Origin of the sequence: Nostoc sp. (genome assembly GCF_036917465.1) — a bacterium.
GTDB lineage: Bacteria > Cyanobacteriota > Cyanobacteriia > Cyanobacteriales > Nostocaceae > Nostoc.
The window spans coordinates 58,222-79,822 of sequence record NZ_JBALDL010000088.1 but is presented as its reverse complement, the minus strand read 5'-3'; the positions used below and the strand labels follow the sequence as shown (position 1 = coordinate 79,822).

Annotated in this window: 23 protein-coding genes; 13 read left to right on the top strand and 10 right to left on the bottom strand. The window is 41.5% G+C overall.

What is annotated here, in order from left to right:
• Positions 1 to 185: 185 nt before the first annotated feature.
• The 4 genes from V7K38_RS23580 (at position 186) to V7K38_RS23565 (ending at position 3,402) form a co-directional block, all read left to right on the top strand.
• The gene (locus V7K38_RS23580; RefSeq protein ID WP_334861211.1) at positions 186 to 686 is read left to right on the top strand and encodes a DUF2059 domain-containing protein; all 501 of its coding nucleotides are present in this window, start codon (positions 186 to 188) and stop codon (positions 684 to 686) included.
• A 236-nt stretch (positions 687 to 922) separates the two neighbouring features.
• On the top strand, positions 923 to 1,942 hold the full coding sequence (locus V7K38_RS23575) for an ABC transporter ATP-binding protein (RefSeq protein WP_334861209.1): 1,020 nt from the start codon (positions 923 to 925) through the stop codon (positions 1,940 to 1,942).
• A 133-nt stretch (positions 1,943 to 2,075) separates the two neighbouring features.
• Positions 2,076 to 2,966: an ABC transporter permease gene (locus tag V7K38_RS23570; protein WP_334861213.1), complete on the top strand. Its 891-nt coding sequence runs from the start codon at positions 2,076 to 2,078 to the stop codon at positions 2,964 to 2,966.
• Positions 2,967 to 3,006: 40 nt separating this feature from the next.
• Positions 3,007 to 3,402 carry a hypothetical protein gene (locus V7K38_RS23565; RefSeq protein WP_334861207.1) on the top strand — a complete coding sequence of 132 codons (396 nt, stop codon included), beginning with the start codon at positions 3,007 to 3,009 and terminating at the stop codon, positions 3,400 to 3,402.
• A 199-nt stretch (positions 3,403 to 3,601) separates the two neighbouring features.
• Here the strand turns inward: V7K38_RS23565 and V7K38_RS23560 are convergent, their stop codons facing one another.
• The gene (locus V7K38_RS23560) at positions 3,602 to 4,039 is read right to left on the bottom strand and encodes a peroxiredoxin (protein WP_094330226.1); all 438 of its coding nucleotides are present in this window, start codon (positions 4,037 to 4,039) and stop codon (positions 3,602 to 3,604) included.
• 194 nt (positions 4,040 to 4,233) lie between these two features.
• Between V7K38_RS23560 and V7K38_RS23555 the strand changes: the two genes are divergently transcribed.
• The 5 genes from V7K38_RS23555 to V7K38_RS23535 all read left to right on the top strand — a co-directional run bounded on the left by V7K38_RS23555 (position 4,234) and on the right by V7K38_RS23535 (position 7,569).
• Positions 4,234 to 4,638 (top strand): Npun_F0494 family protein, encoded by a 405-nt coding sequence (locus tag V7K38_RS23555; RefSeq protein WP_334861205.1) that lies wholly within the window; start codon positions 4,234 to 4,236, stop codon positions 4,636 to 4,638.
• Between the two features lie 292 nt (positions 4,639 to 4,930).
• A complete protein-coding gene (cobQ, locus tag V7K38_RS23550) occupies positions 4,931 to 6,415 on the top strand; it encodes a cobyric acid synthase CobQ (RefSeq protein WP_334861203.1) in 1,485 nt (494 codons plus the stop codon).
• Between the two features lie 37 nt (positions 6,416 to 6,452).
• The gene (locus V7K38_RS23545) at positions 6,453 to 6,689 is read left to right on the top strand and encodes a 2Fe-2S iron-sulfur cluster-binding protein (RefSeq protein WP_334861201.1); all 237 of its coding nucleotides are present in this window, start codon (positions 6,453 to 6,455) and stop codon (positions 6,687 to 6,689) included.
• A gap of 57 nt (positions 6,690 to 6,746) precedes the next feature.
• Positions 6,747 to 6,965: a type II toxin-antitoxin system HicB family antitoxin gene (locus V7K38_RS23540; RefSeq protein WP_334861199.1), complete on the top strand. Its 219-nt coding sequence runs from the start codon at positions 6,747 to 6,749 to the stop codon at positions 6,963 to 6,965.
• Between the two features lie 271 nt (positions 6,966 to 7,236).
• Positions 7,237 to 7,569 (top strand): hypothetical protein, encoded by a 333-nt coding sequence (locus tag V7K38_RS23535; protein WP_334861197.1) that lies wholly within the window; start codon positions 7,237 to 7,239, stop codon positions 7,567 to 7,569.
• Between the two features lie 293 nt (positions 7,570 to 7,862).
• Here V7K38_RS23535 and V7K38_RS23530 read toward each other — a convergent pair whose 3' ends face one another.
• The 4 genes from V7K38_RS23530 to V7K38_RS23515 all read right to left on the bottom strand — a co-directional run bounded on the left by V7K38_RS23530 (position 7,863) and on the right by V7K38_RS23515 (position 13,544).
• Complete coding sequence (locus tag V7K38_RS23530; RefSeq protein WP_334861195.1) at positions 7,863 to 8,309, bottom strand: SRPBCC family protein; 447 nt, start codon at positions 8,307 to 8,309, stop codon at positions 7,863 to 7,865.
• A 24-nt stretch (positions 8,310 to 8,333) separates the two neighbouring features.
• Entirely contained in the window at positions 8,334 to 9,773 is a 1,440-nt protein-coding gene (gene zds / locus V7K38_RS23525) for a 9,9'-di-cis-zeta-carotene desaturase (protein ID WP_334861193.1), read from the bottom strand.
• Between the two features lie 275 nt (positions 9,774 to 10,048).
• Complete coding sequence (locus tag V7K38_RS23520) at positions 10,049 to 10,225, bottom strand: CopG family transcriptional regulator (RefSeq protein ID WP_322641006.1); 177 nt, start codon at positions 10,223 to 10,225, stop codon at positions 10,049 to 10,051.
• A 1,675-nt stretch (positions 10,226 to 11,900) separates the two neighbouring features.
• Complete coding sequence (locus V7K38_RS23515) at positions 11,901 to 13,544, bottom strand: DUF6930 domain-containing protein (protein ID WP_334861190.1); 1,644 nt, start codon at positions 13,542 to 13,544, stop codon at positions 11,901 to 11,903.
• Between the two features lie 326 nt (positions 13,545 to 13,870).
• Here V7K38_RS23515 and V7K38_RS23510 point away from each other — a divergent pair, with 326 nt between their 5' ends.
• The 3 genes from V7K38_RS23510 (at position 13,871) to V7K38_RS23500 (ending at position 15,156) form a co-directional block, all read left to right on the top strand.
• On the top strand, positions 13,871 to 14,227 hold the full coding sequence (locus V7K38_RS23510) for an iron-sulfur cluster assembly accessory protein (protein ID WP_094330260.1): 357 nt from the start codon (positions 13,871 to 13,873) through the stop codon (positions 14,225 to 14,227).
• A gap of 112 nt (positions 14,228 to 14,339) precedes the next feature.
• A complete protein-coding gene (locus V7K38_RS23505; RefSeq protein WP_334861188.1) occupies positions 14,340 to 14,762 on the top strand; it encodes a tetratricopeptide repeat protein in 423 nt (140 codons plus the stop codon).
• A gap of 145 nt (positions 14,763 to 14,907) precedes the next feature.
• Positions 14,908 to 15,156: a hypothetical protein gene (locus tag V7K38_RS23500; protein ID WP_179071888.1), complete on the top strand. Its 249-nt coding sequence runs from the start codon at positions 14,908 to 14,910 to the stop codon at positions 15,154 to 15,156.
• Positions 15,157 to 15,252: 96 nt separating this feature from the next.
• Here V7K38_RS23500 and thyD read toward each other — a convergent pair whose 3' ends face one another.
• A complete protein-coding gene (thyD, locus tag V7K38_RS23495) occupies positions 15,253 to 16,173 on the bottom strand; it encodes a thylakoid membrane protein ThyD (RefSeq protein WP_334861185.1) in 921 nt (306 codons plus the stop codon).
• 179 nt (positions 16,174 to 16,352) lie between these two features.
• Here thyD and V7K38_RS23490 point away from each other — a divergent pair, with 179 nt between their 5' ends.
• A complete protein-coding gene (locus V7K38_RS23490; protein WP_334861183.1) occupies positions 16,353 to 16,703 on the top strand; it encodes a hypothetical protein in 351 nt (116 codons plus the stop codon).
• Between the two features lie 271 nt (positions 16,704 to 16,974).
• On the opposite strand, the gene V7K38_RS23485 is transcribed toward V7K38_RS23490, so the two are convergent.
• The 4 genes from V7K38_RS23485 to V7K38_RS23470 form a co-directional block, all read right to left on the bottom strand.
• Positions 16,975 to 17,463, bottom strand: a complete 489-nt coding sequence (locus V7K38_RS23485; protein ID WP_334861181.1) for an FHA domain-containing protein — start codon at positions 17,461 to 17,463, stop codon at positions 16,975 to 16,977.
• A 384-nt stretch (positions 17,464 to 17,847) separates the two neighbouring features.
• Positions 17,848 to 20,319, bottom strand: coding sequence for a heavy metal translocating P-type ATPase (locus V7K38_RS23480; RefSeq protein ID WP_334861179.1), 2,472 nt, complete (start codon positions 20,317 to 20,319; stop codon positions 17,848 to 17,850).
• A 135-nt stretch (positions 20,320 to 20,454) separates the two neighbouring features.
• The gene (locus V7K38_RS23475; protein ID WP_334861177.1) at positions 20,455 to 20,634 is read right to left on the bottom strand and encodes a hypothetical protein; all 180 of its coding nucleotides are present in this window, start codon (positions 20,632 to 20,634) and stop codon (positions 20,455 to 20,457) included.
• A 145-nt stretch (positions 20,635 to 20,779) separates the two neighbouring features.
• The gene (locus V7K38_RS23470; protein ID WP_334861175.1) at positions 20,780 to 21,055 is read right to left on the bottom strand and encodes a TM2 domain-containing protein; all 276 of its coding nucleotides are present in this window, start codon (positions 21,053 to 21,055) and stop codon (positions 20,780 to 20,782) included.
• Positions 21,056 to 21,601 lie beyond the last annotated feature (546 nt).

Genomic DNA, 21,601 nt, shown 5'->3' with positions numbered 1-21,601 from the left:
GCGGTTTAATACTAAAGATTATTCATCATTTCGCTAAGTCTCTGATTAACTCAGCAGTGCTGGGTCGTTTTGCATAGCCTAGTCTAAACTCCAGTGATAAATTTAAGGATAATAATTTTAACCCATTGCTCACAAGAGTTGCCCATCTGTTAAATTTAGCTGAATAATACTCTATTAATAAATCAATGAAGATAAATTTTTGGTTCGTAGCAGTTGTACTTTCCCTTACAACAACTTCTAACAGATCAGCTTTGGCTCAAATTCCAACTAATACTATTGCACAAAATAATAACGCCCAAGAAATAGAAATAACTACTAATATCAAAAAATTGTTAGATATAACCTTTACAAAAAATACTTTTAAATACTTAATTTCTGAATTATTAAATAATTTTAAATCTGAATATCCTCAAGCCCCTCAAAAATTTTGGGATACTTTTGCTGCTGAACTCAAACCAGATGATTTGGTCAATGAGATTATTCCCCTTTATAAAAAATATTTTACTAATGAAGAAATAAAACAACTCATTGCATTTTATGAGACACCTGTGGGACAAAAAGCAATTACCACTTTACCCCAAATTGTTCAGGATTCTAATCTTATTGGTATCAAATATGGAACAGCAGTAGCCAAAAGAGCCTTAAAAAAATTGGAAGCAGAAGGATATATCCGCCCTAGTAAATAAAACAGTGTGTGATTTTAACTGAAATTTAGTTAGGAATAGGTAATTTTTAGGTTTTGATCGATTACTAATCATGTTAATAAGAAGCAAAGGGGCAAGATTCTTTTTGCTCTCTTGCTCCCGGCGTGCCTATTGTGACTTGCTTAAAAAAGCAACTTTAAAGGCAATCAACTTTGCTCCCTACCTTCTACAATAAAGATAGACTTTATTGAGATTTGTATAGTTGGGGAAAAGCTGTCATGGCTCCCGCCGTTTTAATTCAGAATCTTCAAAAACGCTACGGTACAGTGGTTGCCGTCCAAGATGTTTCCTTTCAGGTAGAATCAGGAGAAATCTTTGGTTTACTTGGCCCCAACGGTGCTGGGAAAACTACAACCTTACGTGCCTTATGTACACTTACCACACCGGATGCTGGCAAAATCGAAGTATCTGGCATCTCTGTGTTGGATAATCCCAGAGTGGCAAGACAACGACTAGGCTATGTGGCTCAGGAAGTAGCTATAGATAAGGTGCTAACTGGAAAAGAGTTGCTGCAATTGCAAGCAGCACTTTATCACCTTCCACGTGCAGTAGCCAAACAGCGCATTGAGACGATATTAGATTTACTCGGTTTGCAAGAATACGCCAATAAAAAGACAGGAACCTATTCCGGCGGTTTACGCAAGCGCCTAGACTTGGCTGCTGGATTGCTCCATGCACCAGATGTTTTGGTATTGGATGAGCCAACTGTAGGGCTTGACATAGAAACTCGTGTTGTGGTATGGGATTTTCTGCGAAAATTACGCGCCTCTGGGACGACGGTAGTAATTACCAGCCATTACTTAGAAGAGATTGACGCTTTAGCCGATCGCGTGGCAATTATAGATCGGGGCGTGGTAATCGCCTCTGGGACACCTTCACAATTAAAAGATCAAGTAGGGGGCGATCGCATAACCTTGCGAATCCGCGAGTTTTCCCCCATTGAGGAAGCAGAAATTGCCAAAAACCTCTTGCAAACTTTGCCCTTTGTGCAAGAAGCCATCATCAACAGCGCTCAAGGTAATTCCCTGAACTTGGTGGTGACACCTCAAAACGATGTTCTCATTAACATACAGCAAGCGCTAAATACTGCTGGCTTGCCCATCTTTGGCATTGCTCAATCTCGCCCCAGCCTCGATGACGTTTACCTCGCCGCCACAGGACGCACCCTAATGGATGCAGAACTCGCAGCCGTTGCCACTCGCGATCCCAAGGCTGAAAAGAAGCAGCTTATGAGATAGGGGCATGGGGCATAGGGCATGGGGCATGGGGAAGAATCAATCCCCAATCCCCAATCCCCAATCCCCAATCCCCAATCCCCAATCCCCAATCCCCAATCCCCAATCCCCAATCCCCAATCCCCAATCCCCAATTATGAGCGTTACTCCTAAAACTGATATCAATTGGCAGCCGATAACATCGCCACAAGCAGATGTTAATCCGGCACCTAACTTTTTCGGTGAATTGATACAAGAGACATTGGCTTTAACTCGTCGCTTGTTTATTCAGCTGCAACGCCGTCCCTCAACTTTGGTTGCCGGAATTATTCAGCCAGTCATGTGGTTGATACTGTTTGGTGCTTTGTTCCAAAATGCCCCCAAAGGTATATTTGGCAATACAACAACAAATTACGGACAATTTTTAGCTGCTGGCATTATTGTGTTTACAGCCTTTGCTGGGGCGCTGAATGCTGGTTTACCCGTAATGTTTGATCGTGAGTTCGGCTTTTTGAATCGGTTGCTGGTAGCACCGTTAGCATCACGATTTTCTATTGTCTTTGCTTCAGCAATCTTCATTATCAGCCAAAGTTTACTGCAAGCAGCCGTGATTGTAGCGGCGGCGGCATTCTTGGGTGCTGGACTACCCAATGCAGTTGGTTTAAGTGCGATCGCTCTCATTGTCTTCCTCTTAGCTTTGGGTGTAACAGCCATCTCCCTCGGTTTAGCTTTCGCCCTACCCGGACACATTGAGTTGATTGCAGTAATTTTTGTCACCAACCTGCCATTGTTATTTGCTAGTACTGCTTTGGCTCCTCTATCCTTTATGCCTCAGTGGTTACAGGTTGTAGCTACCCTAAATCCTCTCAGCTATGCGATCGAACCCATTCGCTATCTGTATCTCCACAGTAGTTGGGGATTAGGTAGCGTCGTAATGCAGGCTCCTTGGGGTGATGTTACCTTTGGGGGAGCGTTGTTGGTGTTGTTTGGCTTTGCCCTTGTAGCCTTACTGAGCATTCAACCCCAACTGCGGCGAACTCTTGCTTAAAGAGATAAAATAGAGCAATTTTATTTAGGGTCAAAATCCCATGAAAAAACCATTTTTACAAATTCCTAGACTCTTTGTAGTTACCGTTGCAGGTATGAGCTTTGCTTCTTTGCTCATATCTCAACCAAGTTCGGCTCAAGTAAGCAGCCCAGCAGATGCTTTTCCCAGTAATAGTGCAACAGACCAAAATACCGATCCCTTCGCCCGCTCAAACTCAGACAATTTCAATATGCTTGACCTGATTCATCGGGCGAATTTCGGGACTCTCAACTGGGATTCTAACCAAAAAAACGAACAATTAGACTCAGCCGCAGCAGTCTTTAAAGCAAGTCAACAAAAACGAATTCAACAAGGAGGTCAACCACAACAAGCAACCCCCGCTTCGCCATCGGTTACGCAGCCATCGTTTACGCTGCCATTACCGTCAGGTAACTGAAATCAAACAAAGAACCCCAAGCCTTTAATACTTTGTCAGCTAGTTTTGTGGGTTTATAGTAAATAAGCACTTTAATGCTTAGAAAATAAGGACTAAAGTCCTTACTACAAACTTGTTTACCCATCAATTTAAACTTGACACACTATTAAGGCTTGGGGTTGAAACTATTTCAAAAATCCTTACTTATTGGCGTAAAAAACTACAGCCCAAGTGCAGCTAAAATATCGCCAGCATGGGTGGTGGTATTTACAGCAGTGTCAACATGGGTAATTTTACCGTTGGGGTCAATTACGTATGTGACGCGCTTGGCATAACCGCCGCCATCCACATCGAAAGCTGTGATGAGGGATTTGTCGGAATCAGCCAGTAGGGGAAAATTCAAATTATATTTTTGGGTGAATGCTTGATGAGAAACCTCATCATCAGCACTGACTCCCAACACTACAACATCTTTACCTTGATATTTAGATTGGGCATCCCGAAAACTACAGGCTTGTTTGGTGCAGCCTGGCGTGTCATCTTTGGGGTAAAAATACAAAACAACGGTCTTACCGGCAAAATCAGATAACGAGACTGTGTTGCCGTTTGTATCTTTGGCGGTAAATGCAGGTGCATCCGTACCAACTGCTAGAGGCATAATTAACCTTTCCTGTTTCAGATTGTTGATGCACTTGAAATTTTACATTAATTTATAATGATTAAATATAATTGCTAAAAAATAGCATAACTATACTTTAGGTAACTAATTTTGGTAAAATGAGGTATACAGTACAAGAAAAAATATATTCTTGAATTAATCTTTTTTAGAAGAAAAATTTCTCCCCGTACACAATGGCTGCTGCTGATTCCCAAAACCCAAATATTTTTGTCTATCCTCAAAATACACTAGAAAGAGCCGAGCGATCGCTAGTGTGTTCGCCCTTCAATCTATCTTTATTTGAAGTCATGGGACACCAGAGTGTGACATTAACAGCGATCGCCTTAGAAAATGGATTTAAGCAGGGCTATACTAAGCGTCCTTTATCAGAATTAGCCTGTGATAACGCCTTGGGCTGGCTGATCCAAGTGGGTGTATTGCGCCGAGAAGTCGATGGACAGGGGATTACAGATGGTTTTCGACTCACTCCTTTGGGTCGTCAGTTGGTAGAACAGTACCAAGGAAAAAATTGGCGGATACCTTCATGGCGCGATCGTTTATTCGATGCTGTGATTCGTTGGTTGCGGATACCCTTTTAAAAGAAAAAACCCAAGAGTTAGGATTACGCAATCAAAGGGAATAATATATACGGAAACATCACATCTGTTTATGAAGTCTTTACAATGTGGTGGGAATTGGGCATGGGGCATGGAGCAAAAAAGGAGAAAGAAGTAATTCATTTTCCTCTTAACTCTTGCGTTGTGTGTCTTGGGTAAAATTCGCTTACTTTTTCGGAGAAAGAGATAATTCATTCTCCCCTTCTCTCTTACCCCAATTCCCAATGCCCAATGCCCAATTCCCAAGTATCTTGAAAACTAACTAATAGCAACTATGAAATCAATTATGGTGGTGGGGACAACCTCCCATGCAGGGAAATCACTTTTAACTACAGCTATTTGTCGCATTCTGTCGCGGCGTGGCTGGCGGGTGGCTCCCTTTAAAGGTCAAAATATGGCTTTAAATGCTTATGTTACTGCCAGTGGTGGAGAAATTGGTTATGCTCAAGCAGTGCAAGCTTGGGCTGCGGGAGTTGTACCTTGGGTAGAAATGAACCCAATTTTACTCAAACCCCAAGGAGATATGACTTCTCAAGTAATTATCAAAGGTAGGTCTGTAGGTAAGGTGAGTGCCTCAGATTACTACGAGCAATATTTTGACCTGGGGTGGCGGACAATTGAAGAATCGCTACAGCATTTAGGCACAGAATTTGACATGGTGGTTTGTGAAGGTGCTGGTAGTCCAGCAGAAATTAACCTCAAGCACCGCGATTTAACTAATATGCGGGTAGCAAAATATTTGAATGCGCCAACGATGTTAGTAGTTGATATTGACAGGGGTGGTGCTTTTGCCCATGTCGTTGGAACCTTAGAGTTATTAGATCCCGATGAACGCGCCCTAATTAAGGGTGTGGTAATTAACAAATTTCGAGGACAGCGAGCGCTCCTAGATTCGGGAATAAAATGGTTAGAAGAACGCACAGGTATTCCTGTTGTCGGTGTTATACCTTACTTGCAAGAAGTGTTTCCTGCAGAAGACTCCCTTGATCTGCTAGAACGTCAATCGTCATCAACTAAAGCCCAAACAGACCTCAATATTGCCGTTATCCGCTTACCAAGAATTGCCAATTTCACCGACTTTGATCCACTGGAATCAGAAAGCACAGTTTCAGTAAAATATCTCAGTCCTAAGCAAGATTTAGGACATCCTGATGCCGTAATTATCCCAGGAACAAAGACCACAATTGCTGATTTACTACTGCTGCAAAAAAGCGGTATGGCAGAGGCTATTCAACATTATGCAGCTTCTGGTGGAACAGTTTTAGGTATCTGCGGTGGCTATCAAATGCTCGGTCAAATCATTGCCGATCCAGAAGGGATAGAAGGACAAGCTGGTAGATTTCAAGGGTTAAATCTTTTACCAATCAGAACTGTAATTACCGGACAAAAAATTGCTCGCCAGCGCCAAGTTAGCTCAAATTATCCACAACAGGGCTTACCAGTCAATGGCTTTGAAATCCACCAAGGGCGATCGCGCATCGAACAGCAAGGTGTAGACCCTCAATCGTACCATGCCCTATTTGACGATATTAATTTAGGATTAGTAGATAGTTGTCAATCAGTGTGGGGAAGTTACCTCCACGGGCTTTTTGACAACGGCCCTTGGCGACGCGCTTGGTTAAATCGCCTCCGTCAACAGCGCGGTTTAAAATCTTTGCCCACCGGCGTTGCTAACTACCGGGAACAGCGAGAGCAGATTTTAGATTCTTTAGCCACTGAAGTCGAAAGCCATTTAGACTTAACTCCATTTTTGTCTTAAGCTAGGCTCTGATGGGAAATTTAAATACGAATTATTAATGGTTGTTCGTGTCCGCTTTTTACCAGATGATGTCACAGTAGAAGCCGAAGTGGGAGAAGCCATCTTAGATGTAGCAGACCGGGCTGGGGTCTTTATTCCCACCGGTTGTCTAATGGGGTCTTGTCACGCTTGCACGGTCGAGTTAGAGGATGGAGAGATCATCCGCGCTTGTATTACCGCAGTACCACCACGCGAGGAATTGACGATTAATTTATTTAGCGATCCTACTTGGTAATTTTTTAACCCTCTAATTTCAGAAGGTCAGATAAGGAAGTAGAGCAAAAGAAACAAGATGAGTAAGCTTAAATACCAAATGGTAATTCAGTGGTCTGAGGAAGATGATTGCTTTTTGGTAGGATTCCCTGATTTTCCAGGACAACGCTGGCGGACTCATGGCGATACTTACGAGTTGGCTGTGGCAAATGGAATTGAAGCTTTAGAGTCTCTAATTATTGCTTACAAAGCTGCGGGTGATTCACTTCCAGAACCAAGAGTAAGTAGGGTGCATTAACGCAATTTATTAGGTGGTAACTAATATTGCACAATTTTTGCGATCGCAGGTTTTTTAGTCTAAATAGTATTTTTATGTATTCTTACTGGTTCTTTTTACTTGGACAATTTGTATATTCAGTTATCAGTGTGTGCCTGAGCTATAAAATCGGGCGATCGCACTTGGTAATTCTCACTAGCCTAAAAAATTGCCAAAACCATTGACTATCTTTAATGGTTAGGGATAAGTGAAGAACTACAGTAGACCTATAAATTTATTTGGACAATTTATCATGAGTCAACAACATAAATTTCAGAGGTTTGATCATACAAAGAAGCTAGTGAATAATTATAGTTTCCAGGTTGGCGAAACTATCAAAGGAGAAATAGTGTTTATTGAGACCATTCCTCTCGTGTCTCCAGGAATGCCTGATAAATTTATAGAAAGCAATCCTGAACTTACGATTGAGGGAAGAGTTCATAAAATTAATGATAAAGGTGAAATTGTCTTAGTTACCTTGTTAACAGAAATTAATCCTCCTTCAAATAATTCGATGGCTTACAAAAAAGGTGATATCATTAGCCTGCCTAATATGAAATCTTACTCTGTTTACCTAGTGGAATAGTCAAATTTACAGCGCTTCCGGCTATTATGCAATACAGCTTTTCTCCTTTGCCCTATTCTGTCAAGGTTTTCAGCTTTAAGATGTACCTCATAGCTGCCGGAAGTGCTGTAAAAGTGAAGTAATTCTTAGCTATTAAGATTAATTTGCCAAACAATATTTTGTGTATGCTAATAAATTTCTAGATAGTGAACTCGCAATACACCTTCTTCAACCCTTAAAAAATACATATTTTATCTTCAGACAGTAAGAAACTTTTACAGATTGTTTCCTACTGCCTATTTTTGCTATCTATATCAATTAGCTTTAACATTCAGCGCGTATTCTTTAAACCTTTCCAAATCAGCTTGAATCGTTGATTCAACTACGCGCCCTAAAAATAAGTTATCCATAATTTTGCCAATAATGCCGGGGATAGCGTAGGAAATGCTCATTTTGACAATGCTACTACCGTTGCGATCGTAAAAGCGAATCGCTCCCTGATTCGGCAAACCATCAATCGATTCCCATTGAATAATTTGGTTTGGGATAACTTTAAGAATTCGGGATTTCCAGGTAAATTCCAGACCGCCACCAGCACGAAGTTTCCAAAGAGATATATCTGGATTATCTGGCGGAATTTTCACAGAATCAATCCACTTCATCCACCGGGGCATTTGCTCCAAATCAGCCCAGAGGCTCCATACTAAATCTATGGGAGCCTCTACTTCTACCTGCACAGTATGCTCTAACCAATCTGACATTCTCTCTTCTTCCTTTGCGGTTAGTTATTTCTTCAAACTTTCCAAAATCACTTTTGCCGCCCGCCGTCCAGAAATAGTAGCACCTTCCATGCTGTCGATGTAATCTTGCTGAGTATAACTCCCTGCAAGGAAGAAATTATCTATTGGTGTTTTTTGGTTGGGACGGTACGCATCCATCCCTGGCGCTTCTCGATAGAGAGACTGAGCAAGTTTTACCACGCTGTACCAAGTCATATTTAACTCGCGCGACGAGGGAAAGAGTTCATGGACTTGCTTGAGGACATGCTGCGCGATCGCTTCATTGCTTTGGGCAATAAACGGATCTCCCGGTGTCAGCACTAGCTGTAACAATGAACCCTGTCCTGGGCGATAATAATCAGCAGGGCTAGTCAACGCCAAATCAGCAAAACAAGAAAAGTCAGCATCGGCTGTATACAGCAAATTATCGATTCCAGCCGCATGATTTAGCTGTTTACGTTCCTCTCCATCGTTCAGTTCAGTTACCCAACCATCGAAGCGTAATTGCACTGTCGCCACTGGCACTGCATCCAGTTTGTAAATATTGTCAAATTCTGACCACTTACGCCACTCCTGGGGTAGGATGCGTTGAATTCCTGGAACATCACAGGCAAAAACGTAAGCATCAGCAGCGATCGTTTCTACTGCATCACCTTGGGCAACTACTATACCAGTGACACGGGTTTGTTCAGCTGACTCTGTAAACTGAATTTCCCGAACTTGCCGACGGGTGTAAACTTTAGTCCCTCTAGCTTCCAAATATTCCAGAATGGGCTTGTGTAAATATTCAGATGGAGAACCTTCTAGCATTCGCAGAACTGAAGCTTCAGTTCTGACTGCAAATAACTGGAATATCGTTAACATACAACGGGCAGACATATTTTCGCAATCAATAAATCCCAATGCGTAGGCGATGGGATTCCATAAGCGCTTAATGCTGCCATTACTGCCACCGTGACTGCGAAACCAATCGGCAAAGCTAATTTTATCTAAGTTGCGGATAGTTTTCATCGCCCCATTAAAGTCTACCAATCCGCGAACTATCGGACTAGTACCCAAAGCGATCGCATTTTGCAGTTTATCCTGCAACGATAGTTGAGAAGTCGTGAAAAATGCCTTTAAGCCATTGAAAGGCGCACCTGTAAAGAAGCGAAAATCCAAACCACCAGTGCGCCCCCCTTTATTAATAAAAGTGTGGGTATGTTGTTTTAGGCGTAAGTTTTCTAGCACGCCTACTTTCTTCATTAAGTCAAATAGTTGGTAGTAGCACCCGAAAAATACATGCAAACCCATTTCTACATGGTTGCCATCTCCATCAACCCAACTACCAACTTTGCCACCTACAAAGGGACGAGACTCAAAAATCTCTATTTCACAACCAGCATCAGCTAAATCTACTGCGGTTGCTAGTCCAGCCAGTCCCGCACCTACGATTGCAACACGCATTCCGTCGTTCCTTTTCAGTTTCTTTACAGATTGTAACTGGGTTGGTGTCGGAATTTGCTATTTAATATCAACTCCACCAGCATGTTAAAGCATGGCAATGTCGATACTAAAACTTGTTTGATTACTTCTTTTAGTTCCGGTAATTGACCAGACGCGAGAACAACGCGTCTGTATCAGCTAGACAAATTCTTGTCCATTGCGGCACACTCAAAAAAGTATCAAAGCTATTTTTTTGGTGGCAAAGCAGTTATCTAGTAAGTAGTGAAAGTATGTTCTTACTTATTTATATCTTTGCCATCCTCGGAGACAGGCAAACTTCTAATCAGTTCACGAATCACATCGGTTGCCGGTCTACCTGTTTGTTGGCAATATTTTTCTAGCTTTTCCGCTTCCTGTGTTGCGAGATTAACTGTTATGCGTTTTACGGCCCATTTTTTATTTGTCATTATCATGCTATTTGCTGTATATTTAGATTATCGAAAGATTGTAAGTAAAGAGTGAACCGATAAGATTATCAGAGTTTGTCTCAGGAAACAAGTAATACCATTAATATTAAAAATTGTCGTTTTGTCAAAGCATTCATAATTTTCCAAAAAAATCAAAAAACTACACTTTATTTGTTACTATCTTGAGAGCAAAAACAGCACATAGTTGCTTTTAAAAATAATAACCCTACTAATAGCATCAGTAAAGCCTGACAATGAAATTTTATAAATAAATTTGAGACACCTACTATTGACTCAATCAATATTTCCAAAGTTATTCTCTATGGAAAGCATTTAACGTTCCCTCTTAACCAAATTTATTAAACTCACTTGGTGAGAACATCTGGTATAGCTGCTGAGAATAAAGCTTTAGAATCATTATCAGGCTGAAATGATGGCTTACAGGCGGTTTAGGATGGTATATACAGGTAGCGATCAATCACTTAAAAGTAGGCCAATAAGCTATCGCTCCAGAGCGAATATCCATTTACACCCATTGTTGTAATCAATAAGCTAATATCTGCTTGAACGCTTAAGGCTTTTGGCTTACGGCGATTAAGTTGATTGCTTCTCCATGTTAATCTTGTGGTCAGAAAAAACGGTATAGGACTCAGTTTTCTGAGTATCAAGAGCCATTTTGGTTGCTAAAGTTTAACAGCATTATCTGTAATTTTACACAGGCAAATTACTTCCAATTGGGTATAGTTTTACATGAATGTTGTCCATAATAATATTTTAGTTTTGTTTCATGCTTTTACACTAACTCACCATAAAGATAGGATGAATTTTTAGATGTTTTGTTCCTCTTCTTAACGATATAGGTTATTTAAAAATCAGCGTTTACATGAAGTTAATCGTATTTATCTATCTAGATATAATACGAATCATTTTCAGCCTATTTTTACGCTAATATTCTCACTATTAACCGCTTTTTTATATCGAAAACTTAAAAGGTAAATTACTACAAAAAAGATTTAAACTATAACCATTATTAATTGGTAAATGAACCGATCCAAATGATTGTCTGTTTAATTTTTTTGAGGTGTATTCATTATAGCTATCATTTATCCTCTTTCAAGAAACTTTACTTAGACACTAAATAAGCTAATTTCAAACTTTATAAAAAAATTACAAAGAAAAATAGAGAAAATGAGCTTTTGCTTAATGATATTGATACATAACAAGCTCATAAACTCAAAAAATTATTAACAAAAGATTCGATATTGAAGTACATTGGCTACTTTCAATTAAAACAAACTTCGTAAATAAGTCTCTAGTTATTTGTACTGATTTATACTGGTAAAGATCCAAATGAAATTACTAAAAGCTTTGGAAATATAGATACTTCATGAAATTTAGTTAAAGTTAGCTATCATCAGGGGTGTGTAATAGTACAGCTTGGCGACATATAGCCAACATATCAATTGACAAGATTTGGGACAAAATACTATTGTCAAAGGTATGCAAATTTCCACCGTGCTGTACTAAGCACATCAAGGCTAAGTATTATGGACTTGACTTAACATTCAATAGTTACACTGGTTCCTCAGTGCTAAATTTTGTCAATATGTGAATCAAATACACATCAACTTAATTTCTCATAGCCGTAATCTGATATTAAGGACTATGGCGATTAGTGCAACTATTCCAATTCAAGTTTGGGCATAAGTTGGAGAGTGCCAATACCCAAATCTTTAGGTGAAAGCGATCGCGTTTCAAACAAAGCCATCATGTCTCGTAACTGAGGATTGCCACGGGAGGCTCCCGTGAGTCCTTTTGCAATGATTAAGCCACAGTAGCCCTTAGTATTTTTACAGCGTTGATTCCATTTTTTTCGGGCTTCTACATGAATCGGATCTTCATCTAAAAATTCACCAAATAAGAATAATTCTTCATTTTGAGTTTGCAATAAACCCAGATCGTAGCGATCGCCATCAAAAGCATCGGCACCTGGATTAAAGCAAATTGCTTTCAGTCCGCCTGCGGCTTCAATTCTTTCAATTACAGTCTTAGCTTTGGGCCGAGAAGTTTGAATTAAAATTACCGGTAAACCGTCACCCACTTGTTTGATTTCACCAGCCTTATGGTAGGTTACACCCTTACGGAGGTGATCCAGCATTTCCCAGGACACTACACCTAAGCTAAGGAAAGAGTCTTCCGGTATCAAGTCATCTTGCAATGATTGAAAATTCGCAGAGTCAAGATTATCACTTTCTTCGTCATCGTCATCAAAGTCTGCCATCTCCTCTAACTCTGCTGCTAACTCCGGCATGGTAGAGACTGTCACAGCCACAGATTTAGTTGATTCTTCCGACTGCGGCAGAGAAATACGATAGCGACGGCTGAGGTTAGGGAAGATATCCTCATGAAACTGGCGACGGTGATCGCGAATAAAGCGGATCAGGCTTTCGATCGCAACGAAGATTACTAGTGCTTCTTCGTCATACAAAACAGACCGTAATCCTTCTAAGGGATGGATATTACCAAAAGTTGGGTCAATTTCTGATAACGGCAGATCCGCCAAATCACTTTCTTCGTCTTCGTCCTCATCTTCGTCCTCATCAGCACTCTCGAAGGTGAGAAACAGGCAATCTTGCTTGAGAAACGATTCTTCTAGATGCTCCGTTGATTCTACATCTTGTAAAACTGCGGTGCGAAACTGTTTTAAAGACTCTTCTGAGCGATAAAACAAAATTCCATACTCCATTCCCAGCATTCCCATGACTGAGGCGTAGAGTGTGCCAACATCCCACTTATTAATTTCGATTGACAAAATTTGCTGTTCTTCCAAAAATTCCCAAGGTGCTGCTTGCCAAATTGCAAATGCTTTCTCTCGCAAGATTTGTGCATACTGTGGGGGTAAGTCGGGAGTTTGACTATCGAGAATGTCAGCGAATCCGCGAAATAGTTCGTCAATTAAAGGCAGTTCTGGTGCGTAATCAATGGCAATATCCAAATCTTGCAGCACCCCCCGCAGGTAAAATTGGATCTCACGGTCTTTGACTACAATTCTTTGGGGTCTGGCAGGTCTTGCCGGACTGTGGGGATGCTCCATTGCTCGCATTAAGGTACGAACTATTGCTTCTGGGCCAACATCTGAAGCTACCACGTCCATTCCTCGCACAATACCTTGGGAGTAATCTACCCAAAGAATGCATTCTCCCTTTTCCTCGGAGTCTGAATGCTGGTTTGGTGATGACAACGGACGGCGATCGCCCTCCCATACAGAAGGAATTTGAGTTAATTTCTTCAAGCGACGACTGGTAGAGCGATTAAAACTTGTCATAGAGTAAGTTAATCAAAAGAAGCAATTTGGAAGTAAACTTTGGGGATAGCTAGCCTCGGATTAGGTTTTTATGGCTGCACCTGAAAGATAGTTGCTTCTCAGACTGCCGCCACACTTGAACTCCAAAAATACCGAATCTCTAAACACACTGAGTCTATCAATTCTAGAATAAAAATCTTTGGCTGCTTTTAACGGAGTGTTTACAATTTGGCATCTAACGACATTTAAGTCGCTAGAATGAATACAAAAACACCAAGGGCAACCCAGAGGCATTAACCAGCCGATATTAGGTAAAGCTTAGACTAATTAAGGAGTTAAAAAAGCAGATGACACAAGCAATTCAGTCTCAACAACGCGGAATTCTGTTGAGCGAAGCCGCATTGCACCAGGTAAAATCCCTCCGGGACAAGCAAGGAACAGACTTCTGCTTACGGGTAGGAGTCCGTCAGGGTGGCTGTTCTGGGATGTCTTACATGATGGACTTTGAAGACACTAGCAAGATCACCCCACAGGATGAAGTTTTTGATTATGATGGCTTCAAAATTGTTAGCGATCCTAAGAGTCTGTTATATCTCTACGGTTTAATGCTCGATTACAGCGATGCCATGATTGGCGGTGGTTTTCAATTCACCAACCCCAATGCTAACCAAACTTGCGGTTGCGGCAAGTCATTTGGGGTGTAATATTGTCATTTGTCATTTGTCCCTCGTCATTTGTCGTTTATCATTTGCACGTGCCTATGATCAATGACTAATGACCAATGACTAATGACCAATAACCAATGACTAATGATCAATGACTAATACAGTTGAATCCCTGTTTGATACAGGTTTGGAACGTTATAAAGCAGGAGAAACGGTAGATTCTTTAATCCCTGTATTTAAAGAAGTGTGCGATCGCGCTCCTAAAACTAGTGCTGCTTGGATTTGTTTGGCGTGGTTGTATCTACTCGATAACAAACCTAACTTGGCTTACAAAGCTGCACAGAAGGCAGTTAAGTTAAATCCACAAGACCCACAAGCTAGAGTCAATATCGCCTTAGCAATGCTGGAAACCGGTCAAAAAGGTTTACGGGAGCATATTGACATAGCACAACAGTTGATTTTTGTCAATGAAGAGTGGCAGGATGAAATAAAAAATAGTATTGAAGACGGTTTAAGTAGAAAACCAGATTGGCAGAGTTTGAAAAAAGTCAAAAATTGGCTGTTTGAAGAGTGAGAAGTTAAGAGTTAGCAGTAGAGACGCGATTAATCGCGTCTCTACAGGAGTGAGGAGTTAAATTCAAGTGGGGAATTCTCACTTCTAACTTACCCGTAACTTAGTTAGCAGTCGTAAGATTTTGGGCAAGTAGACAAAAGGATAGATGAAAGATAAATTGTTAAATTGGCTAAACACGATTTTAGTCGCAGATGTTTTTTTAGTTTTGTTTGGTTTTGTTTGGTTAGCGATCGCAGCGATCGGTGATTCAGTAGGAGTAAACTTGGGTTTGGATTTGTGGCATCAACTCTGGCAACCCGTATTTAACCCAGCGATCGGCATCCTCATGGGGGGTGCAATTCTTAGTGGTATTATCAGTTGGGTTTCCAAAAAATTTCTCTCCAGTCAAGAATAAAGGGATTGGGGATTGGGGATTGGGGATTGGGCATTGATTATTAATTTTTCCCCTCGTCTTACCCCATCTCCCCCATCTTCCTACTCCTTTTTGACTCTATGTAAGAATTTGTCTTAGTGCTGACTGTAAATGAGGATATTTGTACTCAAAACCTGTTTCTACAGTCCGCTTGGGAAGGACTTGCTGCCCTTCTAAAACTACTATAGCCCCGTCTCCTAAAAGAGCTTCGATCGCAAAACCCGGAACAGGCAACCAAGAAGGGCGATTCATTACTTGTCCCAAAGTTTGACTTAAATCTGCCATTCGCACTGGGTTAGGGGCAGTGGCATTGTATACGCCTTCTATTTCTGGTTTAGTTAAAGCTTGCATAATCAAGTTAACTACATCGTCTACGTGAATCCATGAGAACCACTGGCGACCACTACCAATGGGGCCACCAGCAAAGAGTTTGAAAGGTGGAATCATTTTACCTAAAGCACCACCATTGCCTAGAATAACCCCAAAACGCAGAATGACCAGCCGTACACCAGCATCTTTTACTTTTCTCGCTTCGGCTTCCCAGGCTTGGCAGACTTGGGCGAGAAAATCGTTACCAGATAGACTTGTTTCATCAAAGGTTGCAGTTTCACTAGTGCCGTAGTAGCCAATAGCCGAAGCGTTAATTAAAACGGTTGGTTTGGAGTTAGCGTTGGCAATTGCTTCAACTATTTTTTGTGTGCCTAACTTGCGGCTATTGAGGATTTCTTGTTTTCGTTCTGGTGTCCAGCGTCCTTCACCAATAGGTTCTCCTGCCAGATTAACTACGCCATCACAGCTAGCAATGACACTTTGCCAAGAACCAGATGCATTTGGTGTATAGGCAACAATTTCTAGATTTGGAAAAGCCTCAGATGGAAAAACCTTTTTAGCAAAAGCAGTATTCCGAGTTAATACTACTATTTGATGATTTTTTGCTTGGAGTCGTTTCACTAAAAGACTACCGACAAATCCTGTTGCTCCAGTAATTGCTACTTTCATTCATTTTCTACCTCAGCCAAACCCTTATTGTAAAGTTTTTGGTCGAACTTTGAACCTACAAAACTTTCTTTGTGGATAGAACAGATGCAACTGGATCGGGCGTAAATATTTGAATGACTTTCTGTTTAGATGCTTCGGTATTATAGGATGGACAGAGTGTTGCAAGGCGTGGGGCTATTATGGCTCGCTATACCTGTTCGTTTCTTCTTTCTGTTCCTAGTGACCATCTGTTGCCGTTACTTGTAGAACTTCTACAGGACTGTCAGTTGGATATTCAATACCACACGGGCGATTACATTATCGCTCGTCAAATTCCTGGTGGTAATGTTCCTTTTCCTAAATTGATCGCAGTAGAAGTACTGATTGATAAATCAAAATCTACTGAAACGGAAACCCGGATGAGTATTGTGATTAAAAATGAAGAACTACCACTTCAACTAGATAATTACTGCCGACAAATGTTTGAATTTATCAAGCAGGCGATTGAAAGTAGCCGCCATTGGCATTTGATTGAAAGTCTTGCAGGATAACTTTGGTAATTGAATTGACAATTCCACGGCTTTAAGCCGTGAGAGTGTCAGACTGTGATTGGTACTTAGAGGATGTCTGAGAAGTATCAAATATTTATTGATCCCCCCTAACCCCCCTTAAAAAAGGGGGGATAAGAGTGTAAAAGTCCCCCTTTTTAAGGCGAGCCACTGCGGTCTTGGGGTCTCCCCAAGTGGAGCATCTGGCGTGGATTTAAGGGGATCTCTAAGCATTCGGTGTATACAAAAAACTTTTCAGACATCCTCTTATAATTCAATCTTCCAGATCCTCGGTCATTCCGGGGTTTATTAGTGTAATATCGTACTCGCTCGAATCCGTTTGTCCCAAGCGCTGAGTGTTTTTTAAAAGGTAATAAATGGCACGAACTTGAGGTCCAAAAACGATTTCGTCTTCATTTCTGAGATCGTGGTTTGGTATCTTACGTCCATTAATCATCAAACCGTTGGAACTTGCCTTACCTTTGGCATCGCCATCTACAATCCGGTAATAGTAGCTATGACTATTATGCTCTCGTGGCAATCTTACTAATGTGGCATGGCGGCGGGAGACAAACTGCGACATCAAACGGATATTACACTCGCGATCTCTACCAATAGAGTAGACGGGTTGCTCTAGAGAAAATTCTTTGCGACCTTGATCGTCTTCAATAATCAGTAGATGGTTTTCATTATTTTCTGCTGCCATTGACAAATCGATGGAACTATGATTTAACAAGATTTGTTTAGGATCGTATTTTGCCATTTTCACGCACCATAAGCGTCTGGTGCTAATCTAAATAAGCTTTAAAATTGCATAATACCTTGAAAGAGTAGAACTTGGTCGTTCTACTCCAGTAGCTATGATAGCTTTTGTAGGTGTCTCAACAAGCTTTGTAATCTGCATAAAACCTGAATAGCGACTCAGTTTAACGAATAATTACTAATTCGTAATTCGTAATTAAAAAAAGGTTAGAGTCTCTAACCTTATGGTTGAGGATTTAGCGAATCCGCTACGCACTGCTTTTAAGCAAGCTATGCGTAGCGTCTCGTAGAGAGCATAATTTAGTAATTACGAATTACGAATTGTCAAATTGAGATGGAAATAATTAAGATTTGTGCTGGGAAATTTTAGGTGCAGCAAAGTATTTTACGAGTGATGAGCTAATCGCCGTAATAATATTGAGTTTGTGACGACGCTAACAGAGCTAAAAGCCATTAATGCAGCAGCACCAGATGGGTTAAGCACAAAACCCAGACTAGGGAACAAAACACCAGCTGCTAAAGGAATGCCAACAGTATTATAGGCAAAAGCCCAGAATAAATTTTGGCGGATTTTGTTGAAGGTGGCGCGACTAAGCTGAATAGATTCGACGACATCGTTTAAGCGATCGCGCATTAGGACAATTTCAGCAGTTTCCATAGCCACATCTGTCCCAGAGTGCAAAGCAATTCCGACATCTGCTTGGGATAAAGCTGGAGCATCGTTGATTCCATCTCCTACCATTGCGACAACTGAGTGCTGAGTGAGGAGTGAGAAGTTAGGAGTTTTCTTTGTCCCCTTGTCTCCTTGTCCCCTTGTCCCTTCTAACTGGAGAGACTGGATTGCAGCCGCTTTTTTCGCTGGGGGAACACCCGCGATCACATCAGCGCTGTCTAATCCTAGTTGTTTGGCTATGGCGCTAGCTGCTTCTTGGCGATCGCCACTGAGCAACATTACCCGTAATCCCATCTGACGCAATTTGTCTACAGTGGATTGGGCATCTGGTCTGAGGGTATCAGAAACAGCAATTAGCCCAGCTAAAGTTCGCCCAACTGCTATGCAAACGACTGTTTTACCATCTGTTGCTAAATTCTGTGCTGCCTGTTGTGCAGTTTCACTAATGGCAATACCGTGCCAGCTTAACCAGTCCCAGTTACCCAACAGCACAACAGTACCCCCTACCACAGCAGATACTCCTAGCCCCGGTTCCGTGTGAAAGTCCACAGCCTCTGGAATAGATAACTGTTGCTTAAGTGCTTCTTGCTGAATCGCTTTTGCTAGAGGGTGGTGAGTACCGCTTTCTACAGCTGCTGCTAGTTGTAATAGAGATTGGGAATTCCTAGTCCTCAGTCCCCAGTCCCCAGTCCCCGATCCCTCAATTAACAGACAATCTGTGACGATGGGATTACCTGTGGTCAGAGTGCCAGTTTTATCAAAAACTACGGTGTCTAACTGGTGTACTTTTTCTAAAACATCGCCGCCTTTGATTAACAAACCCCGTTCTGCGCCCATAGCAGTCCCAACAAGAATGGCTGTTGGCGTGGCAAGTCCTAAAGCACAGGGACAGGCGACTACCATCACTGCGATCGCCAGTTTTAAACTAATTAATAAAGGGGAGTGTGGAACTTCATGTGTAGCGTGGCTGATCATTTCCATGTTACTAGACATGGTGATATCAGTCCAAATGTGAGTACCAAAAAAGTACCAAAAGACAAATGTTAATACAGATGCTGTCAGCACGCCGTAGGTAAAGTAACCAGCTACTGTATCAGCTAATTTTTGCACTGGGGCTTTCCGAGTTTGGGCGGCTTCTACTAAAGCGACAATTTGAGCTAGAGTTGTATCACTTCCAGTCCGGGTTGTCTGAATAGCGATCGCTCCTGACTGGTTGAGTGTCCCCCCTGTCACCGGATCTCCCGGCTGCTTAATTACTGGCACGGCTTCCCCAGTCAACATGGATTCATCCACCGTTGTTTGACCAAGCACCACTTCACCATCGACAGGAATTTTATCACCTGGCAGCACTTGTAACCATTCACCAACCCGCACTTGTTCAGCAGGAATCTCTACACTAGAAGATCCCACTCCGCCTTTTTCTGGGTTGGCAATCAATCGCGCTACCTGTGGCTGGAGTGCTAACAATTTCCTAAATGCGGCAGCCGCGCGACCCCTAGCTTGTTGCTCTAATGTTCTTCCTAAGAGAATAAAGCCCAGCATCATTACTGGTTCGTCAAAGAAACACTCCCAACCCATTTGGGGAAAGAGTAACGCTACTAAACTAGCAATGTAGGCTGTTAGGGTTCCCAATCCGATCAAGGTGTTCATGTTAGGCGCATTTCGCCGCCAACCCAACCAGCCATCTACTAAAATCGGGCGACCGGGAATTAATAGTGCCACTGTCGCCAGTCCACAGTGAAACCAGATGTTATTTAGCATTGGTAGCACCGAGCTACCAAGATTACCAAAATGTCCACTTCCAGACAATAACAGCAAGATTACAGCGATCGCTAACTGTCTTAAAGAAGACTGCATTTCTCGGCGTTGTCGTTCTGCTGGATCTGGTAAAGTAGATATCTCACCTGCTACTGTACCCCTAGCTTTCCGGGGTTGAGTGGGAAATCCAACGGCTGTTAGTCTTTGTGCTAGTGCATCTGCATCTACCGCACCAGTTTCTGACTCTACAACTGCTACCTCTGTGGCCAGGTTTACACAGGCACTCTTAACTCCTGGATGTTGGGTTAGCTGTCGTTCTACTGCATTCACACACCCAGCACACTTCATACCCCCAACATCGAGAATAATTTTCTCTAGGATTGGATCAAGTTCTGGGACTAGCTTAGTTTTTGGGACAAGTTGCATGGCAAGTATTTAGATTCGCTACAGAAATTCAACGCTTGACTAAAAGCATCTCTAATTTGAGCGTAGGCTAAATATGGAACTACGACTGTATGTCAACCCTATTAAATTTCTTAATTTATCGTACCTCGCTGAGGGTCACTGACGGCTCCAGCGTAAATAAGTCACATAAATGATCGCTCCAGCTTGCATTGGCATCACGACAACCAGACTTTTCCAAAAATTGTGAATTTCCAAATTAGACATAGCGCTGAAATAGCTAAAGCCCAACAATAAGAAGAGTATCCAGATTAACTGTTTACGTTTGATGGTTAGCATAGCAATACGATTCAGAATTTTTTAGCAAATAAGCTGTTGCGTATTTAATTTGTATATGCGACGCGGGCTTTTCAGCCCGCACTACAATAATTTTACGTTTTCGTGTTATGCAATTTAGCTGCACATCAGCTTAAATATTAAGTTTTTAGAACCAGCTCTGCTTATTCACAAAGTAGGTATTTACAAACTCTTCAGGGGACTTATTCAAATAGATCATGCCTTCAATCAAACCTACAAGTACCATAATTAACAAGGCAATGCCGTAGGTGAAAGAACCCGCAACTACAGAAATTACCAACATGATAAAGCCTTCTGGAGCGTATCCTAGAATAAATTTATGAACCCCAAATCCTCCAAGGATAATGCCACAGTAACCAGCTAGAAGTTGTTTGGTAGGGTGACTGGGGTTGAAATTTGACATATTAAGTGCTGCTCCTTGATAAGTGAGGTTTGAACAAGAATTCAGAAGTCAGAATTCAGAAACAAAATACCTTTACTTGCTTAATAAATAGATTTTTAATTTTTTCAGTACAAGTAAGCCCCAAGACGAACGACTAAAATCAGCGTTCTTCTTTCCAGAGGAGACACTAAAATGTCTGCCGGTATAGTTTGAAAATCTGGCACTCCTTAATAAATTTTGGTGGATTGGATGGTTGCAAACCCTGGTGCGGCAGCTTTGCAGATTTTCAGGTAAGACATTGATCTTGAGAATCATGAACCTCAATAATCAGCAAATACTGCTACACCACTTTTTACAAGTCCATCAGTATTATTTCCGGGGTTTTTTACGAGCGCTTCCCGCGTGCATGAAACGCCATTGCACCAATGACAAGATCGGTTGTTGGCTAAAATCACCCAAATCGGAATAAATACTTAACTAGATAGTTTGTTGTCTATGTTAAGAGCATTCTTTGATTTGCTTCTACCATTATCTTAATTAGGTTTTCAGCTAGTATTTATGCTTAAC

What these genes read in the sequence shown, in the direction of transcription:
- V7K38_RS23470 (WP_334861175.1), bottom strand. Translation starts at nt 21,055, where the DNA reads ATGTCAAATTTCAACCCCAGTCACCCTACCAAACAACTTCTAGCTGGT.
- V7K38_RS23540 (WP_334861199.1), top strand. Translation starts at nt 6,747, where the DNA reads ATGAGTAAGCTTAAATACCAAATGGTAATTCAGTGGTCTGAGGAAGAT.
- V7K38_RS23500 (WP_179071888.1), top strand. Translation starts at nt 14,908, where the DNA reads ATGAAAGATAAATTGTTAAATTGGCTAAACACGATTTTAGTCGCAGAT.
- V7K38_RS23530 (WP_334861195.1), bottom strand. Translation starts at nt 8,309, where the DNA reads ATGTCAGATTGGTTAGAGCATACTGTGCAGGTAGAAGTAGAGGCTCCC.
- V7K38_RS23480 (WP_334861179.1), bottom strand. Translation starts at nt 20,319, where the DNA reads ATGCAACTTGTCCCAAAAACTAAGCTAGTCCCAGAACTTGATCCAATC.
- V7K38_RS23580 (WP_334861211.1), top strand. Translation starts at nt 186, where the DNA reads ATGAAGATAAATTTTTGGTTCGTAGCAGTTGTACTTTCCCTTACAACA.
- V7K38_RS23555 (WP_334861205.1), top strand. Translation starts at nt 4,234, where the DNA reads ATGGCTGCTGCTGATTCCCAAAACCCAAATATTTTTGTCTATCCTCAA.
- V7K38_RS23490 (WP_334861183.1), top strand. Translation starts at nt 16,353, where the DNA reads ATGGCTCGCTATACCTGTTCGTTTCTTCTTTCTGTTCCTAGTGACCAT.
- V7K38_RS23520 (WP_322641006.1), bottom strand. Translation starts at nt 10,225, where the DNA reads ATGATAATGACAAATAAAAAATGGGCCGTAAAACGCATAACAGTTAAT.
- V7K38_RS23535 (WP_334861197.1), top strand. Translation starts at nt 7,237, where the DNA reads ATGAGTCAACAACATAAATTTCAGAGGTTTGATCATACAAAGAAGCTA.
- V7K38_RS23505 (WP_334861188.1), top strand. Translation starts at nt 14,340, where the DNA reads ATGACTAATACAGTTGAATCCCTGTTTGATACAGGTTTGGAACGTTAT.
- V7K38_RS23565 (WP_334861207.1), top strand. Translation starts at nt 3,007, where the DNA reads ATGAAAAAACCATTTTTACAAATTCCTAGACTCTTTGTAGTTACCGTT.
- V7K38_RS23560 (WP_094330226.1), bottom strand. Translation starts at nt 4,039, where the DNA reads ATGCCTCTAGCAGTTGGTACGGATGCACCTGCATTTACCGCCAAAGAT.
- zds (WP_334861193.1), bottom strand. Translation starts at nt 9,773, where the DNA reads ATGCGTGTTGCAATCGTAGGTGCGGGACTGGCTGGACTAGCAACCGCA.
- cobQ (WP_334861203.1), top strand. Translation starts at nt 4,931, where the DNA reads ATGAAATCAATTATGGTGGTGGGGACAACCTCCCATGCAGGGAAATCA.
- V7K38_RS23515 (WP_334861190.1), bottom strand. Translation starts at nt 13,544, where the DNA reads ATGACAAGTTTTAATCGCTCTACCAGTCGTCGCTTGAAGAAATTAACT.
- V7K38_RS23510 (WP_094330260.1), top strand. Translation starts at nt 13,871, where the DNA reads ATGACACAAGCAATTCAGTCTCAACAACGCGGAATTCTGTTGAGCGAA.
- V7K38_RS23475 (WP_334861177.1), bottom strand. Translation starts at nt 20,634, where the DNA reads ATGCTAACCATCAAACGTAAACAGTTAATCTGGATACTCTTCTTATTG.
- V7K38_RS23570 (WP_334861213.1), top strand. Translation starts at nt 2,076, where the DNA reads ATGAGCGTTACTCCTAAAACTGATATCAATTGGCAGCCGATAACATCG.
- V7K38_RS23545 (WP_334861201.1), top strand. Translation starts at nt 6,453, where the DNA reads ATGGTTGTTCGTGTCCGCTTTTTACCAGATGATGTCACAGTAGAAGCC.
- thyD (WP_334861185.1), bottom strand. Translation starts at nt 16,173, where the DNA reads ATGAAAGTAGCAATTACTGGAGCAACAGGATTTGTCGGTAGTCTTTTA.
- V7K38_RS23485 (WP_334861181.1), bottom strand. Translation starts at nt 17,463, where the DNA reads ATGGCAAAATACGATCCTAAACAAATCTTGTTAAATCATAGTTCCATC.
- V7K38_RS23575 (WP_334861209.1), top strand. Translation starts at nt 923, where the DNA reads ATGGCTCCCGCCGTTTTAATTCAGAATCTTCAAAAACGCTACGGTACA.